Origin of the sequence: Mycobacterium sp. 852002-51163_SCH5372311 (genome assembly GCF_001667115.1) — a bacterium.
Lineage (GTDB): Bacteria > Actinomycetota > Actinomycetes > Mycobacteriales > Mycobacteriaceae > Mycobacterium.
In genome coordinates, this window is sequence record NZ_LZIJ01000001.1 from 1 (window position 1) to 16,618 (window position 16,618).

Consider the following 16,618-nt stretch of genomic DNA (forward strand, 5'->3'; position numbering starts at 1 on the left):
CGCGCCGGTGCGCTATGTTTCGGATTTCTCGGCGGGCGCCGAAGAGGCGGCCGCCGCGGCCGGCCCAGGCGACGTCATCGTCACGATGGGCGCCGGCGACGTAACCATGCTGGGTCCGGAGATCGTCACCGCGCTGCGGGCGCGGGCCAACCGTAGCGCGCCCGGCCAGTCCGGGGTGTTGCGATGAGCGAGCCCGCCGACCAGATCGAACCGGTCGGGGGCGACTCCACCGACGCCGCCGCCGCCACCGAGCCGATCCCGGCCGACGGGGTTGATCAGGCCGAGGCGCAGGACGAAACGGCCGAGACCGAAGCCGAAGTCGAAGGGCCGCGGCGGCGCGCCCGACGGGAGCGGGCCGAGCGTCGCGCCGCGCAAGCTCGCGCCACCGCGATCGAGAACGCCCGCCGGGAAGCCAAGCGTCAGACCCGGGTACACCTCGTCAACGAGCCGAAACCCGCTCAGCGAGGCGTTGTTCGGGGCCTCAAAATGTTGCTCTGGACGGTGCTGCTGGTCATTGCCGGCATCGGGCTGGCGCTGATCCTCTACTTCACGCCGGCGATGTCGGCCCGCTCCATCATCGTCACCGGGACCGGGGCGGTCGCCCGCGAGGAGGTTCTCGACGCTGCACAGGTGCGCCTCGGGACGCCGCTGCTGCAGATCAACACCAGCCAGGTCGCCGACCGGGTGGCCGCGATCCGGCGGGTGGCCAGCGCGCGGGTGCAGCGTCAGTACCCGTCTGCGCTGCGAATCACCATTGTCGAGCGAGTTCCGGTGGCAGTGAAGGATTTTCCGGACGGCCCGCACCTGTTCGACCGCGACGGCGTCGACTTCGCGACCGCCCCACCGCCGGCGGCGCTGCCCTATCTAGAGGTCGACAATCCCGGGCCCACCGATCCGGCAACCAAGGCGGCACTGCAAGTGTTGACCACGCTGCATCCCGAGGTCGCGGGTCAGGTGGGCCGGATCGCGGCGCCATCGGTGTCATCGATCACTCTCACGTTGTCCGACGGCCGGGTGGTGATCTGGGGGAGTACCGACCGCGCCGAAGAGAAGGCCGTCAAGCTGGCAGCGCTGTTGACCCAGCCCGGGCGGACGTACGACGTGTCCAGCCCGGACCTGCCAACCGTCAAGTAGTCGAACCGCGCGGCAATTCGCCTCTCGAGCTTCTTCGAGACTTACGTCACGGAGACCGCCGCCGGCGCGTCTGGTGCGTGATTTCCGTGTCGCGGGGCATGCCAAAGCCGTCAATCGCGAAAAATTCGCCCGTCGCCCGTCGGCGCGCCTGCGGGGTTAGCCCGCGTCATGCCAATACGGTTCTGGTTACGCGGAACTACCTGACATAACTCTAACTCTATGGTTGAGGTTGAGGGTTTGCCAAGCAGACACACCGTAAGCAGCTAGAGAGAACACCGAACGGGAGAAGCCCCGGCAGAGACGGGGAAGGACAGGCCCACCATGGGAGGAAGACACATGATGACCCCCCCGCATAACTACTTGGCCGTCATCAAGGTCGTGGGCATCGGTGGAGGCGGCGTCAACGCCGTCAACCGGATGATCGAGCAGGGCCTCAAGGGCGTGGAGTTCATCGCGATCAACACCGATGCGCAGGCGCTGCTGATGAGCGATGCCGACGTCAAGCTCGACGTCGGGCGCGACTCGACCCGCGGACTGGGCGCCGGCGCAGACCCGGAGGTCGGGCGCAAGGCCGCCGAAGACGCCAAGGACGAGATCGAAGAACTGCTGCGTGGGGCCGACATGGTGTTCGTCACCGCCGGCGAAGGAGGCGGGACCGGCACCGGCGGAGCACCCGTCGTGGCCAGCATCGCCCGAAAATTGGGCGCGCTGACAGTCGGTGTCGTCACCCGGCCGTTCTCGTTCGAGGGGAAGCGGCGCAGCAACCAGGCCGAAAACGGCATCAACGCGCTGCGGGAAAGCTGCGACACCCTGATCGTGATCCCCAACGACCGGCTGCTGCAGATGGGCGACGCGGCCGTGTCGCTGATGGACGCCTTCCGCAGCGCCGACGAGGTGCTGCTCAACGGTGTGCAGGGCATCACCGACCTGATCACCACACCCGGGCTGATCAACGTCGACTTCGCCGACGTCAAGGGCATCATGTCGGGTGCGGGCACCGCGCTGATGGGGATCGGCTCGGCCCGCGGTGAAGGCCGCTCGCTCAAAGCCGCCGAGATCGCCATCAACTCACCTCTGCTCGAAGCGTCCATGGAGGGTGCCCAAGGCGTGCTGATGTCGATCGCCGGTGGCAGCGACCTGGGCCTGTTCGAGATCAACGAGGCGGCCTCGCTGGTGCAGGACGCCGCTCACCAGGACGCCAACATCATTTTCGGAACCGTCATCGACGATTCGCTGGGCGACGAGGTGCGCGTCACCGTCATCGCGGCAGGGTTCGACGCCGGTCCGGGTCGCAAACCAGTGGTGGGCGGCAGCGCCGGGGAGAAGGGCGGGGCGCACCGGATCGAGACGGCCAAGGCCGGCAAGCTCACCTCGACGCTGTTCGAGCCGGTGGACGCGGTCAGCGTGCCGGTGCACACCAATGGCGCGACGCTGAGTATCGGCGGCGACGACGACGACGTCGACGTGCCTCCGTTCATGCGTCGCTGAGGCCCACTGAGGTCTGTGGGGGCCATTGATGCGCGCCGAATCCGGATACTGGGCACGTGAGCGTTCGCATCCGGCGGGTGACCACCACCCGCGCCGGTGGCGTGTCGAAGCCGCCCTTCGACACCTTCAACCTCGGTGATCATGTCGGTGACGACCCGGCGGCAGTTGCGGCCAACCGGGCCCGGCTGGCCGCCGCTATCGGTTTGGCTGCCCACCGGGTGGTGTGGATGAACCAGGTACACGGTGACCGGGTAGCAGTCGTCGACGGGCCCCAGAGAGCTGCCGTAGACGGCACCGATGCATTGGTGACCACCACGGCGCGACTCGCGCTGGCGGTGGTGACGGCCGACTGTGTGCCGGTGTTGCTGGCCGATGCGCGCGCCGGCGTGGCGGCAGCCGTTCATGCGGGCCGGGTCGGCGCCCAGCGGGGCGTCGTGGCGCGTGCGGTGGAGGCGATGCTGAGCGTGGGCGCACGGACTGAGGACATCTCGGCGCTACTCGGACCGGCCGTCAGCGGGCGCAACTACGAAGTGCCCGCGGCAATGGCCGACGAGGTCGAGGCCGCGTTGCCGGGCAGCCGAACCACTACCGCATCCGGAACCCCCGGGCTCGATCTGCGGGCCGGAATCGCTTGCCAGTTAAGCGATTTGGGTGTTGAGGCGATCGACATCGATCCGCGCTGTACGGTGGCCGACCCCACTTTGTTCAGTCATCGCCGAGACGCGCCGACGGGGCGACTGGCGTCGCTTATCTGGATGGAATGACCCGAATGGCGGCGGAGGTGGCGGCGTCCCGTGACGATAATGGCGACCGCGAATCGGAATTGACGCATGCGCTGGCGAGTGTGCGATCCAGGCTCGCGGCCGCGGCGCAAGCGGCCGGCCGCAATGTCGGCGAAATTGAACTTCTACCCGTTACCAAATTCTTTCCGGCAACCGATGTTGCAATTCTGTCCAGATTGGGTTGTCGGGCCGTTGGTGAATCGCGCGAGCAGGAAGCCAGGGCGAAGATTGCCGAACTTACCCGGCTTTGCGCGGCACCTGCGCGGATCGATACGCGAAATATGCGGAAGATCAACTGGCACATGGTAGGCCGGATTCAGCGGAACAAGGCGCGGTCATTGGCCGGCTGGGCGCACACGGCGCACTCGGTCGACAGCCGACAGTTGGTCACCGCTCTGGATCGGGCGGTCGGTGTGGCGATGTCCGAGGGCCGTCGCGAACACCCGTTGCGGGTCTACGTTCAGGTCAGCCTCGACGGCGACGTGTCCCGCGGCGGCGTAGACGTCACCACGCCCGGGGCGCTCGACCAGGTCTGTGCGCAGGTGCAGGAGTCACGCGGTCTGGAACTGATCGGGCTGATGGGAATCCCGCCGCTGGACTGGGATGCCGAACTAGCCTTTGACCGGCTGCAATCGGAGCATCGGCGGGTGCTCGAATCACACCCAACCGCCGCCGGGCTGTCCGCAGGGATGTCGAACGATCTGGAAATCGCCGTCAAACATGGTTCGACATGTGTGCGTGTCGGTACCGCGCTATTGGGCCCGAGGCGGTTACGGTCACCGTAATTAGTCACTGTAGTCACACCTTCATCACAGACACCAATACTCCCAGGGGCTAGAAGGGGTCACGCAATGAGCACACTGCATAAGGTCAAGGCCTACTTCGGTATGGCGCCGATGGACGACTACGACGACGAGTACTACGACGACCGCGCCCCGTCGCGCGGATATTCCCGGCCGCGATTCGACGACGATTACGGCCGCTATGAAGGGCGCGACTACGAGGACCCGCGCCGCGAGCCGGCTGACTACCCACCGCCCAGCAGCTATCGGGGCGGCTACGGCGAGGAACCTCCGTTCCGCGCCCGCGAGTTCGACCGCGCCGACATGAGCCGGCCGCGGTTGGGATCGTGGCTGCGCAACTCCACGCGGGGCGCGCTGGCCATGGACCCGCGGCGGATGGCGATGATGTTCGAAGAAGGTCACCCGTTGTCGAAGATCACCACGCTGCGGCCCAAGGACTACAGCGAGGCGCGCACCATCGGTGAACGGTTCCGCGACGGTACCCCGGTCATCATGGACCTGGTTTCCATGGACAACGCCGACGCCAAACGCCTGGTCGACTTCGCCGCCGGCCTGGCCTTCGCGTTGCGTGGCTCATTCGACAAGGTGGCGACCAAGGTGTTCTTGCTCTCACCCGCCGACGTCGACGTGTCGCCCGAGGAGCGGCGCCGGATTGCCGAAACCGGTTTCTACGCTTACCAATAGACGCAGACGCCGGCCTGTTTCAGGTCGGTACCCGGGCGAGGCGCTCCTCTTGCCCGACGGCTGAGATGTGTGCCGGCCTTAGGAGTCGGTACCCTGAAAATCGTCGCGAGGGCGGCTATTGACATCTCATCGTTAAGGTCGGGTCATCGGTGCTGTTCGTTAAGATCCTTGGGTTTGCGCTGTTCTTTTTCTGGGTGCTGCTCATCTTCCGGATTGTCATCGAGTTCATCCGCTCATTCAGCCGCGACTGGCGCCCCACCGGTATCACCGTGGTGATCCTGGAGATCATCATGTCGATCACCGATCCGCCGGTGAAACTGCTGCGCAGGCTGATCCCGCAACTGACCATCGGCGCGGTCCGCTTCGATCTGTCCATCATGGTGCTGCTGCTAGTCGTCTTCATCGGCTGGCAGGTGGCGCTGGGCCGGACGTGAGTAAGGCTTTCGCGGCGGTGCCGGGGGGCGTCGTTTCGGGCACGGTTCGGCGACAGTTCGGGGCGCTCGATTTCAAATCTAAGAACACGGAATTTAGAGTTTGAAATTCGTCCTTATTTATTGGTCCATCAGCAACCGACGGGTCTGGTGTGACAGGATGGGCGGCAGTTGCACCATGGCTGCCAGACCGTTCTACACTTTCCAGAGCGTTTGACAGGAACTCGAGGGGAACGAACAATGCCGCTTACACCAGCTGACGTCCACAATGTGGCGTTTAGCAAGCCTCCAATCGGCAAGCGCGGTTACAACGAAGACGAGGTCGATGCCTTCCTCGACTTGGTGGAGAACGAGCTGACGCGGCTTATCGAAGAAAATTCCGATCTACGTCAGCGAATCGCAGAGCTGGATCAAGAGCTCGCCGGGGGGGCGGGCGCTGGTGCGGCTTCTCTTTCCGCGCAGCCGACCCAGGCAATACCGATCCCCGAACCCGAGCCCGAGCCGGCTCCGGCGCCGGTGGCCGCTCCGGTTGCGGCCGCGGCCGGGACCAACGAGGAACAGGCCATGAAGGCCGCCCGGGTTCTGGCTCTGGCGCAAGACACCGCCGACCGGCTCACCAGCACTGCCAAGTCCGAGTCGGAAAAGATGCTGGCCGATGCGCGTGCGAATGCCGACCAGATTCTCAGCGAAGCCCGCCACACCGCGGAAACCACGGTCGCCGAGGCCCGGCAACGCGCCGAGGCGATGCTCGCCGATGCCCAGACACGCTCCGAGAGTCAGTTGCGTCAAGCCCAGGAGAAAGCCGACGCCCTGCAGGCCGACGCGGAACGCAAGCATTCCGAGATCATGGGAACCATCAACCAGCAGCGTACTGTGCTGGAAGGCCGTCTCGAGCAGCTGCGGACGTTCGAACGTGAGTACCGCACCCGGCTCAAGACCTACCTGGAATCTCAGCTCGAGGAACTCGGTCAGCGCGGATCGGCTGCACCGGTCGATTCCACCGCGGACGGCGGCGGGTTCGACCAGTTCAGCCGGGGCAATAACTAGACAGATGGTGTCGACCCGCAGCGCGCGGCTCCGCCGCGCTTGCGATCGCCACTAGACCCCACACGTGCCGGACTGCACGGTCGGCACATCAGAGCTGTCCTGAACGTGGGCAGTCCCGCTCGTCGGCCGGAGGGTAATCGATGTTGATCATTGCGCTGGTACTAGCTTTGATTGGGCTGGTCGCGCTGGTTTTCGCGGTCGTCACCAGCAATGAGCTGGTGGCCTGGGTCTGCATCGTTGCCAGCGTTATCGGGGTTGTGCTGTTGATCATCGACGCGCTACGTGAACGCCGGGCGCGCGCCGCCGGTGATGAGAGCGAAGAAGCGGATGGGGCCGGCGAGGGCGAGGACGGCTACGTCGACTATCCCGAGGAACTCACCGACGCCGACGAGGAGACCGCTGCCGGCGAATCGCATGAGGAAGCGGATGGCGACGCGACCCAGCAGTCGGCAATCAGCCGCGACGAGGGGTCCACGTAGCAGTCCTCTCAGCCACCTGTCGGGGTGGCCAGGAATTCGCGCACCTCGTCATCGGTGACCTGGTGAAAGTCACGGTAGACCTGTCCGACGGCCTCGAACGCGGGCGGCATGGTGGCGCATACGACGTCGTCTGCTTCGCGCGCGAGCTCGCGGCAAGCTGAGTGCGGCCCGACCGGGACCGCGACAGTGATCGATTCGGGGGCGGATTCGGGCCTGGCAGCCCGCAAGGCCCGCACCGCCGCCAGCATGCTCGCGCCGGTGGCGATGCCGTCGTCGACGAGGATCACGGTCTTGCCGTGCGGGTCGGCGAGCGGCCTGCCACCCCGGTAGGCCTGCTCGCGTCGCTGCAGCTCCGTCGTTTCGCGGGCTATCACCGCGCGCACCTGCTCGTCGCTGACGTGCAGGCTGGACACCACGTTGTCATTCATCACGACCCCGCCGCCGCTGGCCAGAGCGCCCATTGCCAGTTCTGCCCACCCCGGGACCCCGAGCTTGCGGACCAGGAACACATCCAGCTGGGCCCGCAACGCTGCGGCGACTTCCCATCCGACTGGGACACCGCCGCGAGCCAAGCCCAGTACCAGTAAGCCGTCCCTGCCCCGATACGAGGCCAGTTCCTCGGCCAGCACGCGACCCGCCTCGCGGCGGTCGCGAAAGGTGCGCTCCGGCGTCCGCCGCAGAAAGCCGCTCGGTGGGTTCATGGGGACTCCTGGCCATCAAGCCTACGTCCGGCGCCACCGTTACGAGAGGGCTCTCGCAATGCATCGGCGGAACAAGCACCAAAACATCCCACGCCGAGGCAAGTTTGTGTCCAGTGTGTCCAAGGCCGGCTGTCCGTGCTCGCAACGTCACCCTGGTGCTCGACGACGGCGAGCTCCCCGACGCCGGCGAGGCGCGGTCGCTGGCCGCGGTGCTCGTCAAGGCCGCCGGCGCGCTCAAAAGTCTCTGAGCAAGGTGGCACGGGGGTTTCCCAGCTCGTTGCTTGACACGGAAACTCGAACCGCTCCTCGGCTTAGACTTCCGCAATGTTCTCGGAGACGCGCTATGCGATGAACGGGGACTTGCGCGTCGCCTATCGCGCGTCGCCCCCTGGTACTCGTGACATCGTGTTCGTTCCGAACTGGTTCACGTGCTGCGAGCACCTACCGGAGCTGCCATCGACCCAGGGATGGGTTGAGGCGATGACGTCCCTGGGGCGGCTGATCTTCTTCGACCAGCCGGGCACAGGAGCCTCCGACCCAGTCACGCCGGGCGCGCTACCGACCTTGGAGCAGTGGGCCGACAGCATTACGGCGGTCCTCGATGATCTGGGTAGCAGTGAGGCGGTGCTCCTCGGAGTCAATGGCGCTGTTGCACAAGCGGCGCTTTTTGCGGCGACACACCCGTCCCGCACCGCGGCGCTAGTCGTCCTCGAGGGCTTTACGGGTACCCATACGGCAACGTCCGAGGATGTTAAGGCTGCCACGGTCGCCGCCTGGGGGACCGGGGAGATCGAACATACGATCAACCCAGATATGCCGTGGAATGAAGAGATTCGAGCAGCGTGGGCACGACACGAACGCCTGGCGGCCACCCCAGGGACGGTTTCGCGTGTGGTGCGTCTCGCCAGCGAATTGGACGTGCGGTCGGTGCTGCCGACAATCCGCGTGCCCACCCTCGTCCTCCACCACGCGAAGGACCCGGTGATCCCGCCTGCCGGAGGAAAGGACGTCGCTGCCCGCATACCGGGCGCGAAATACGTAGAGCTGCCCGGGCGCAACGCGTTCCACTTCGTCGAACCCTGGCGCGATTCGTTCCAGGAGATCGCCCAATTTCTCACCGGCGAGCAGGCCGAGGTGGCCGATGATCGGCTCCTTGCCACGGTGCTGTTCACCGACATCGTGGACTCGACGCGTCGGGCCGCCGAGATGGGTGACCGCGACTGGCGAGCATTGCTTGATGCGCACGACGTGATCGTGCGAGCGCAGCTCAACCGCTTTCGAGGCCGCGAGGTGAACAGCACGGGCGACGGCTTCCTCGCGATGTTCGACGGCCCGCAGCGAGCGATCCGCTGCGCCATGGCGATTCGCGACGCGGTGCAGGCATTGGGCATCGAGGTGCGTGCCGGTTTGCACACCGGCGAATGCGAGGTGCGCGGCGACGACATCGGTGGAATCGGTGTGCATATCGGTGCGCGGGTGAGCGCATTGGCCGGTCCGAACGACGTGCTGGTGTCCAGCACGCTGCGCGACCTCGTGATCGGTTCCGGGCTGGAATTCGACGAGCGCGGCGCTTACCAGCTCAAGGGCGTGCCCGGCGAATGGCGTCTCTTCGCCGTCGCCTCTGTGCGAACGACATAGCCATATTGCGCTAGCCGTCAGATCACTGGATCTTGTCGTGCTTCGTCAAATTGTGCCGGGCGCACATCAATTGGATGTTCTCCGCGACGAGCGAGGAGCCGCCCCGAGGTTCAGACGATCACTCCGCGCGACCTGCGGCACACGTGCGCGAGCCTGGCGGTCAGTTCCGGCGCGAACGTCCTTGCGCTGTCGCGGATGCTGGGCCAGAAGGACCCGAGCGTGACACTCCGGATCTATGCCGACTTGTTCGACAGCGACCTCGATGCGGTCGCAGTCAATCTCGACGCGAAGATCGCAGATAGTGTCCAAAGCACCCGCCGACCGGCGCCGCAAGCGCAGGAAAACCGCTGTCTAGCTGCGACGATGTGTGATCTTGCTCTGTGTCCGAGGGGGGACTTGAACCCCCACGCCCATTAGTAGGGCACTAGCACCTCAAGCTAGCGCGTCTGCCATTCCGCCACTCGGACCAGACCAACCTGAGCTGGCAGCTAAGGCTATCGGATTGCTCTGCGCCCGCCCAACCCAGCAGCGTGCGCACTGGTGGCCAGGGTGTAAGAACAGTGACTGTGAGCGATGACGTGGTCGAGGTTGTCAGCAGGCTGATCCGGTTCGACACCACCAACACTGGCGATCCCGCGACCACCAAAGGCGAGGCCGAATGCGCCCAGTGGGTCGCCGAGCAGCTCACAGAGGTTGGCTATCAGCCTGAATACGTCGAATCCGGCGCGCCGGGCCGTGGCAACGTGTTCGCCCGCCTGGCCGGGGCGGACAGGTCCCGCGGTGCCCTGCTGATACACGGGCACCTCGACGTGGTGCCGGCCGAAGCCGCGGAATGGAGCGTGCACCCGTTCTCCGGAGCAGTCGAAAACGGCTATGTCTGGGGCCGCGGCGCGGTCGACATGAAGGACATGGTCGGCATGATGATCGTGGTTGCCCGGCAGCTGAAGCGCACCGGGACGGTGCCGCCGCGTGACTTGGTGTTCGCGTTTATCGCCGACGAGGAGCACGGCGGCACCTACGGGGGGCAGTGGCTGGTCGATAACCGGCCCGATCTGTTCGAGGGCATCACCGAGGCGATCGGTGAAGTCGGCGGCTTTTCCCTGACGGTGCCCCGCCGCGACGGCGGTGAGCGCCGCCTCTACTTGGTCGAGACGGCCGAAAAGGGCATTCAGTGGATGCGACTGACCGCACGCGGCCGGCCCGGTCACGGCTCGATGGTCCACGACCACAACGCGGTCACCGTTCTGGCCGAGGCGGTGGGCCGGCTGGGCCGCCACCAATTTCCGCTGGTGGCGACCGATACCGTGGTGCAGTTTTTGGCTGCCATCAGCGAAGAGACCGGGCTTGTCTTCGACCCCGAGTCGCCCGACTTGGAAGGGACGATCGAGAAACTCGGCCCGATGGCCCGCATGCTCAAGGCCGTCCTGCGCGACACCGCAAACCCGACGATGCTCAAGGCCGGTTACAAGGCCAACGTGGTCCCGGCCACCGCCGAAGCCGTCGTCGACTGCCGGGTGCTGCCCGGTCGCCAGGCGGCGTTCGAGGCCGAAGTGGCCGAAGTGCTCGGCCCGGACATCAACCGGGAATGGATCAGGGACCTGCCCTCGTATGAGACCACTTTCGACGGCGATCTCGTCGATGCCATGAACGCCGCTGTGCTGGCAGTCGACCCCGACGGTCGAACCGTGCCGTACATGTTGTCCGGCGGCACCGATGCTAAAGCCTTCGCGCGCTTGGGTATTCGTTGCTTCGGCTTCAGCCCGCTGCGCTTGCCGCCGGATTTGGATTTCACCTCGTTGTTCCACGGGATCGACGAGCGGGTACCCATCGATGCGCTGCGGTTCGGTACCGCCGTGCTGACCCACTTGCTGACAAACTGCTAACGCACGCTAGTTAGACGAAGCCGATCACACGAGAGGACTGAGAATGATCTCGAAGCCTGACCCGTACGACGCGCTGCCGAAACTGCCACGTTTCACCCTGAATTCGAACTCGATCACCGACGGGCAACCGTTGGCCACTCCGCAGATCAGCGGAATCATGGGTGCCGGCGGCGAGGACGTCAGCCCACATCTGAGCTGGTCGGGTTTTCCCGAGGAGACCCGCAGCTTCGCGGTCACCGTCTACGACCCCGACGCGCCGACGCTGTCCGGATTCTGGCACTGGGCGGTAGCCAACCTGCCCGCCGACGTCACCGAATTGCCCGACGGAACCGGCGACGGCAGCGATCTGCCCGGTGGCGCGCTGACTCTGGTGAACGACGCCGGCATGCGGCGTTACGTCGGTGCCGCGCCTCCACCCGGGCACGGTGTGCACCGCTACTACGTCGCGGTACACGCGGTGAAGGTCGACAAACTCGACCTGAACGAAGACGCCAGCCCGGCCTATCTGGGGTTCAACCTGTTCCAGCACGCCATCGCGCGGGCCTATATCCACGGCACCTACGAACAGGCGTAGGCCGGGCGACCGCGCCGTCGTCGGCTCCGAATCACAGTCGTGAATCCACGCGCGTGTGTGCTTGTGCTGCCCGGCGGCCAGGTGCGCAGCAGCCAGCCGTCGCGGTGGTGGCAGTCGGCCAACCTCCGGATGGCGTTGGTCGCCCGCGCGTTGCGGCGCCGGCTGGGACCTGACGTCGAGGTCCGACTCGTCCAGTACCGCCTACGCGGGTGGAACAGTCCACACTGGGATCCGGTGCGCGACGCCACTGAGGTTCTCGATTCGGTACGTAGCTGGTGCGACCCAGAAAACCTTGTGCTAGTGGGGCATTCGATGGGTGGGCGGGTTGCGGCGCACCTGGCTGCGCGCGGTGACGTTGGCGCTGTGGTGGCATTGGCGCCGTGGTGGCACGGCGAGAAAGCCGACCTGATCCCCATGGGCACGCGACTGCTAGTCGTGCACGGCACCGCCGATGCGCGCACCGACCCGTGCGACTCGCGGGCCCAGACTTTGCGGGCCCGCGAGCGCGGGCTGGACGCACAGTGGGTGGGTATCGAGGGCGTCGGCCACCACATGGTGCGGCGGTGGCGCCAATGGCACCGGCTCATAACAGATTCTGTGGTCGAGTATCTCAACTCCGTCGGGCCCGGCGGCTCCATCGATCAGGACGACTTTTGATCAGTACCACGGTCCTGGATAGACGCCGTTGTCGATGCGTTGGATGACAACGTCTTTGGTGCCGCCGCAGGTGAATACGTTAGGGCCTTCGTAACAATTCGCGGCCGTTTTCGCACGGTGATCGACCAGGACCCACGATTTGCCGAAGAAATCAAGCGGCCGGACCTTCCACCCGGAGCTGACTTGCTTCCGGTCACGAATATCTATCACCGGCGAATCGCTTTGATTGCCGATGTAGAGGTAGTCGCCGGAGGTACCGAACTGGTAGGAGTTGACGGCGCGCATCTCGTCGGGGCTCATCTCGAACAGGACCGTGCCGTTGGCGATGTCAAGGATTTTCAGGTTCTTCGTTGACCTGATCAACAGCTTGCCCTCGTTGATTATCGGATCGATGAGCGTGCCTGCGGTGATGAGGTTGGGATAGAACTTGTGGGCGATAACGCTGTAGTACCCCCAGGTGAAATCGCCAAGGTTTACTTCGTCTTTGGTCTGTCGGATGACGTATCCGCTGTCCAGCTCGTAGTTGAGCGGTTTGGGCCCGGCCGGATCGGCGTGGTCGAGAACGACCTCGGCGCCCGATGCAACATCCCGGATCGTGACGATGCTTTTGGAAACGTCGTGAAATGCGACAGTGGACTCTTCGACACTTGCCAGGTTATGGGGGCTGGTCCATCTCACGGTCAGCGTCTCGGGATCGATGGCCGCGGTGGAGACGCCGCTGGTGCGGCAACAGTAGCTGAGTACCGGGCCGCCCGCGGTGGAGTACACCTTGCTTGGGCTGCCGCCGAGTTCGGCGGGGAGCTCGGCGACCTTGGTGATCGATTTGTCATTGATACCGCCGACGCCCGCCATCAGTGTGAATCGCTCAGGTTCAAGACCATGCGAAGGTGTGCGGTACGTCCAGACGTAAAAAATTTTGAGGTCGGTCGGCGTTCCTGTCAGCGTGCAGAAATAGGCCGGGTTGCCCCGGCCGAAGGCTAACTCCGTCCCCGGGGGAAGGGGCGGTGGAGTGGGGGCGACAACCATTCTGCCCGTTTGTGGATCGAATACCTTCGCGGCGTCGAAGGCGTTGCGCGTCGAATTGCACGGCTTGAATACCGTGCCCAGGGCGCGCACGGTGCCTTCGAGGTCCTCGCCGGTGACAGTCGGCGTCTGGGCGGGCGTCTGCGAGGTCGCCGAGGCGGCGGTCGATTGCGTCGTTGCGGCGGCGGACGATTGGCGGGTGGTGCTACGTGGCTGCGATGGCGTCGAGTTGCAGGCGCTCGCCGGAATGAGTAGTGCGACAGTCAATATCGCCAGGCAACGGCGAAGCCAGGTCTGATTCATCGGGAGGACCTTACAACGTCATCGAACGGTCGAACAACGAAGGTTCATCCGCGGGCCGCCTACTAGCCCGGTGGTGCTTCCGGTTTACGCCGCCGCGGATCCGACCGCGTCGCGCAGCGACGTGAACCCGGCGTCATGCAGGCGCTGGGCGATGCCGTCGTGAATGTGCTTGGCCCACAGGCCACCACCGTAAATGAAGCCGGTATAGCCCTGCAGCAGCGATGCCCCCGCGGTGATGCGCTCCCATGCGTCCTCGGCGGTTTCGATGCCGCCCACGCTGATCAGTACCAGCTGGTCGCCCGCCCGGCTGTAGAGCCGGTGCAGCACCTCCACCGCGCGGGGCGCCAGTGGCGGGCCCGAGATCCCGCCGGGGCCAAGTCGGTCGATCGCGGGGGTGGCCAAGCCGTCGCGCGATACCGTGGTGTTCGTCGCCACGATTCCCGCCAGCCCGAGCTCAATGGCCAGGTCGGCGATCTCGTCGAGGTCGGAGTTGGAAATGTCCGGCGCGATCTTCACCAAGACCGGTGTCGAGGTCCGTGAGGCCTCCGCCAGAACGGCGGACAGGATCGGCCGCAGCGACTCGATCGCCTGCAGATCTCGCAGTCCTGGCGTATTCGGGGAGCTGACATTGACCACCAGATATGACGCCAGTGGGCCGAGCAGACGAGCGCTGGCCCGATAGTCGTCGACCGCGTCGCCGGCCGGGGTGGTCTTGGTCTTGCCGATGTTCACCCCGATCGGGACCTCGGGGCTATGCCGGGCGAGCCGGATCGCCAGCGCGCCGGCGCCAAGGTTGTTGAATCCCATCCGGTTCAGCAGGGCCCGGTCGCGAGGCAAGCGGAACATGCGCGGGGTGGGGTTCCCGGGCTGTGGGCGGGCGGTGACGGTCCCGATCTCGGCGTAGCCGAAACCCAGCGCGCCCCACGTCAACAGCCCCAAGCCGTCCTTGTCGAACCCGGCGGCCAACCCCAGCGGCGCCGGGAAATGCACCCCGAACACCGTGCTGGCCAGTATCGGATCCCTCGGACCCAGCAGGCGATTCAGCAACCGACGCACCGGATTCACGGCGGTGACGCCGCGCAGGATTGCGAAGACCAGCGTGTGTATGCGTTCGGGCGGCAGAAGGAACAGCAGCCGCCGCATCACTCGGTACATGGGATGGCAGTCTCGCTGACGGCCTGTGCGCGAGTCGACCACCGTCACAACGCCGGCTGGTCAGGAAGCCGATTCTCGGAACGAGACTTCTTGCGACGCAACAGGACTCGCCTGCTGCCGTCGGTGTAGAGCCGCACCCGCGTCAGTTCCCAGCCGCGATATTCGGCTTCGATGGACAGTCTTGTGGACGCGCTCAACCTGGTCACCTCCGGCGGCAGTCGCAACGGCGCCCACTCGTACTCGTCGGACATCTCGGTGTCCCAGCCCGCGGGTAGCCGGTTCCACCGCGGCGCGCTCCAATCTGTCACAGCGAACCCGCGGCGTGTTCGATGATTTGCACCCCAGCACCCGACCCCGATACCACGTACAAGGTGTCCGACGCTTCGTCAAAGGCCAGCGAGTTGGGTTGCTGCACGGTTGGGTAATGCGCTTTCTCGACGGGAATTCCAGTCGTCAGATCGTAACCAATGACCATGTTGGACGCGGTTTGGGATACCCACGCCAATCCGCGCGACCCGGCCAATCCGTACGGGGCCTGCCGCACCGGGTAGGCCTGTCGCAAAATCAGCGGGTCGACGCCGTAGACCAGCAGCTGGCCGCCGCGCGTGTCGGCAACCAGCACCCGGCCCAGCGGATCTGCTGTCAGTGTGGTGGCGCCTTCGCCGGCCCGCAGCGCCTGCTCGACGCGACCGTCGGCGCCGATCGATGTCACCGACGTCTGGCCGCGATCCAGAACTACCGTCGTATCTCCTTGTGTCACAAGGCCGTCGACGCGCGCGAAGATCTTCTTTCGGTGAGTCACCGAACCGTCACCGGTAACGATGTAGACGGCGCCGTCGGCGCTGCCCAGCACCACTTTGCCGTCGGCGCGGCGTGCGATTGCGGTGAAATCAACATTGTCGACGCCGGCGACGTTCACCCGGGTGAGGTGGCTGGTAGACAGGTCGACGGTGAAGAAGCCACCGCGAGCGGCGAGGTAGGCGGTACCGCGTCCGTCGCTGGTCAGCGCGGTCGCTGGCGCCGGCAGAGTGATCACCCGGGCAGGGCCACTCGACGCGTTTCGGGCATCGCCGAAGACAGCGATGCTTGTCGGTGCCGTCGGGTCGGGGCCGGGGCACAGCACCGCCAGGCTGCCGCTGTCCGACACCGCCGCGACCGGGTGGCCGTTCAGCGGTGCGATCGTGCCCGCTGGAATCTGCGACACCGGCGGTGACTCGGCGGCGTGGGCCGGCGCGATCGTGGGCGGTGAACCATTCAGTGGGTTCGACGAACAGCCCGTCGTCAAGAGCAAAGCCGACAACACCGCTAGAACTGCTCGTTTAGGCGTGGTTAGCAAATATTTGCCCTTGACTGTGGAAGACGTGGTTCGAATTCTATGTAACTTCAAAGTCGCGAGTTGCATTCGGAAGACCATGTTGCGCACAACAACTCGTTCCGAACATGTATCTTGGCGACATGACCGTCATCGCTGACCGGCATCTCGCAGACAACGAGTTTGCTGTTGAGGAAATGACTCCAGGCATTTTCGCCAGCGGGTACGGACAAGTCGGTGATGGGCGCAGTTTTTCCTTCCATGTCGAGCACCGCTCCCTCGTCGTCGAAATTTACCGACCGCGCCTGGCCGGACCCGTTCCGCAGGCTGAAGACGTGGTCGCCAGGGCGATCCGCAGCCTGGTCGACATCGACCTCACCGATGAGCGCAGCCTGACCGCCGCGGTGCGCGACTCCGTGACCCACGCGGTGCCAGTAGCGCGCTAGATGTACTCAGCCAGGACGTTGGTAGCAGGCGTGTCGGGTTGATGTGAGAAGAACCTCCGGGTGAGGTGTGGCTTGTCG

Annotated in this window: 17 protein-coding genes, 1 tRNA gene and 4 pseudogenes; 16 read left to right on the forward strand and 6 right to left on the reverse strand. The window is 65.4% G+C overall.

The window, feature by feature from the left end:
- The 9 genes and pseudogenes from A5791_RS00005 to A5791_RS00045 all read left to right on the forward strand — a co-directional run.
- Positions 1-187, forward strand: a pseudogene (locus A5791_RS00005) (UDP-N-acetylmuramate--L-alanine ligase); the annotation flags it as partial.
- Positions 184-1,134: a cell division protein FtsQ/DivIB gene (locus A5791_RS00010; protein WP_067228890.1), complete on the forward strand. Its 951-nt coding sequence runs from the start codon at positions 184-186 to the stop codon at positions 1,132-1,134. The pseudogene A5791_RS00005 and the gene A5791_RS00010, both read left to right, overlap by 4 nt.
- Positions 1,135-1,473: 339 nt before the next feature.
- Complete coding sequence (ftsZ, locus tag A5791_RS00015; RefSeq protein WP_067228942.1) at positions 1,474-2,622, forward strand: cell division protein FtsZ; 1,149 nt, start codon at positions 1,474-1,476, stop codon at positions 2,620-2,622.
- 56 nt (positions 2,623-2,678) lie between these two features.
- Positions 2,679-3,386 carry a peptidoglycan editing factor PgeF gene (gene pgeF, locus A5791_RS00020; RefSeq protein WP_067228893.1) on the forward strand — a complete coding sequence of 236 codons (708 nt, stop codon included), beginning with the start codon at positions 2,679-2,681 and terminating at the stop codon, positions 3,384-3,386.
- Positions 3,383-4,189, forward strand: coding sequence for a YggS family pyridoxal phosphate-dependent enzyme (locus tag A5791_RS00025; RefSeq protein ID WP_067228897.1), 807 nt, complete (start codon positions 3,383-3,385; stop codon positions 4,187-4,189). Before pgeF ends, A5791_RS00025 begins: the two co-directional genes overlap by 4 nt.
- A gap of 66 nt (positions 4,190-4,255) precedes the next feature.
- On the forward strand, positions 4,256-4,891 hold the full coding sequence (locus A5791_RS00030; RefSeq protein ID WP_067228900.1) for a cell division protein SepF: 636 nt from the start codon (positions 4,256-4,258) through the stop codon (positions 4,889-4,891).
- Positions 4,892-5,040: 149 nt separating this feature from the next.
- On the forward strand, positions 5,041-5,325 hold the full coding sequence (locus tag A5791_RS00035) for a YggT family protein (protein ID WP_067228903.1): 285 nt from the start codon (positions 5,041-5,043) through the stop codon (positions 5,323-5,325).
- 237 nt (positions 5,326-5,562) lie between these two features.
- Positions 5,563-6,369, forward strand: a complete 807-nt coding sequence (locus A5791_RS00040; protein ID WP_067228906.1) for a DivIVA domain-containing protein — start codon at positions 5,563-5,565, stop codon at positions 6,367-6,369.
- Positions 6,370-6,509: 140 nt separating this feature from the next.
- The gene (locus tag A5791_RS00045) at positions 6,510-6,848 is read left to right on the forward strand and encodes a hypothetical protein (RefSeq protein WP_067228909.1); all 339 of its coding nucleotides are present in this window, start codon (positions 6,510-6,512) and stop codon (positions 6,846-6,848) included.
- 8 nt (positions 6,849-6,856) lie between these two features.
- Here A5791_RS00045 and A5791_RS00050 read toward each other — a convergent pair.
- Positions 6,857-7,552 (reverse strand): annotated as a pseudogene (locus A5791_RS00050) (phosphoribosyltransferase); the annotation flags it as partial.
- A 110-nt stretch (positions 7,553-7,662) separates the two neighbouring features.
- On the opposite strand from A5791_RS00050, the gene A5791_RS27425 reads away from it, so the two are divergent.
- The 3 genes and pseudogenes from A5791_RS27425 to A5791_RS26945 form a co-directional block, all read left to right on the forward strand.
- A complete protein-coding gene (locus A5791_RS27425) occupies positions 7,663-7,797 on the forward strand; it encodes a hypothetical protein (protein WP_255397585.1) in 135 nt (44 codons plus the stop codon).
- Between the two features lie 76 nt (positions 7,798-7,873).
- Entirely contained in the window at positions 7,874-9,187 is a 1,314-nt protein-coding gene (locus A5791_RS00055) for an adenylate/guanylate cyclase domain-containing protein (protein ID WP_067228916.1), read from the forward strand.
- A gap of 90 nt (positions 9,188-9,277) precedes the next feature.
- Positions 9,278-9,604 (forward strand): annotated as a pseudogene (locus tag A5791_RS26945) (hypothetical protein); the annotation flags it as partial.
- Here the strand turns inward: A5791_RS26945 and A5791_RS00060 are convergent.
- Positions 9,569-9,654: transfer RNA gene (locus A5791_RS00060), tRNA-Leu, on the reverse strand. The pseudogene A5791_RS26945 and the gene A5791_RS00060 sit on opposite strands and share 36 nt — an antisense overlap.
- Positions 9,655-9,747: 93 nt before the next feature.
- Here A5791_RS00060 and A5791_RS00065 point away from each other — a divergent pair.
- The 3 genes from A5791_RS00065 to A5791_RS00075 are packed head-to-tail and all read left to right on the forward strand — an operon-like array spanning position 9,748 to position 12,301.
- Complete coding sequence (locus A5791_RS00065) at positions 9,748-11,070, forward strand: M20/M25/M40 family metallo-hydrolase (protein ID WP_197504565.1); 1,323 nt, start codon at positions 9,748-9,750, stop codon at positions 11,068-11,070.
- Positions 11,071-11,113: 43 nt separating this feature from the next.
- Entirely contained in the window at positions 11,114-11,644 is a 531-nt protein-coding gene (locus A5791_RS00070) for a YbhB/YbcL family Raf kinase inhibitor-like protein (RefSeq protein ID WP_067228922.1), read from the forward strand.
- 39 nt (positions 11,645-11,683) lie between these two features.
- Positions 11,684-12,301, forward strand: a complete 618-nt coding sequence (locus A5791_RS00075; RefSeq protein ID WP_231995750.1) for a S9 family peptidase — start codon at positions 11,684-11,686, stop codon at positions 12,299-12,301.
- Here the strand turns inward: A5791_RS00075 and A5791_RS00080 are convergent, their stop codons facing one another.
- From A5791_RS00080 to A5791_RS00095, 4 genes and pseudogenes are all read right to left on the reverse strand, one after another.
- Positions 12,302-13,627 (reverse strand): hypothetical protein, encoded by a 1,326-nt coding sequence (locus tag A5791_RS00080; RefSeq protein ID WP_067228930.1) that lies wholly within the window; start codon positions 13,625-13,627, stop codon positions 12,302-12,304.
- Positions 13,628-13,689: 62 nt separating this feature from the next.
- A pseudogene (locus A5791_RS00085) lies at positions 13,690-14,782 on the reverse strand (quinone-dependent dihydroorotate dehydrogenase).
- A gap of 44 nt (positions 14,783-14,826) precedes the next feature.
- The gene (locus A5791_RS00090; protein ID WP_067228945.1) at positions 14,827-15,033 is read right to left on the reverse strand and encodes a DUF5703 family protein; all 207 of its coding nucleotides are present in this window, start codon (positions 15,031-15,033) and stop codon (positions 14,827-14,829) included.
- 53 nt (positions 15,034-15,086) lie between these two features.
- Entirely contained in the window at positions 15,087-16,118 is a 1,032-nt protein-coding gene (locus A5791_RS00095) for a YncE family protein (RefSeq protein WP_067228937.1), read from the reverse strand.
- Between the two features lie 119 nt (positions 16,119-16,237).
- Between A5791_RS00095 and A5791_RS00100 the strand changes: the two genes are divergently transcribed.
- On the forward strand, positions 16,238-16,540 hold the full coding sequence (locus A5791_RS00100) for a hypothetical protein (protein WP_067228948.1): 303 nt from the start codon (positions 16,238-16,240) through the stop codon (positions 16,538-16,540).
- Positions 16,541-16,618 lie beyond the last annotated feature (78 nt).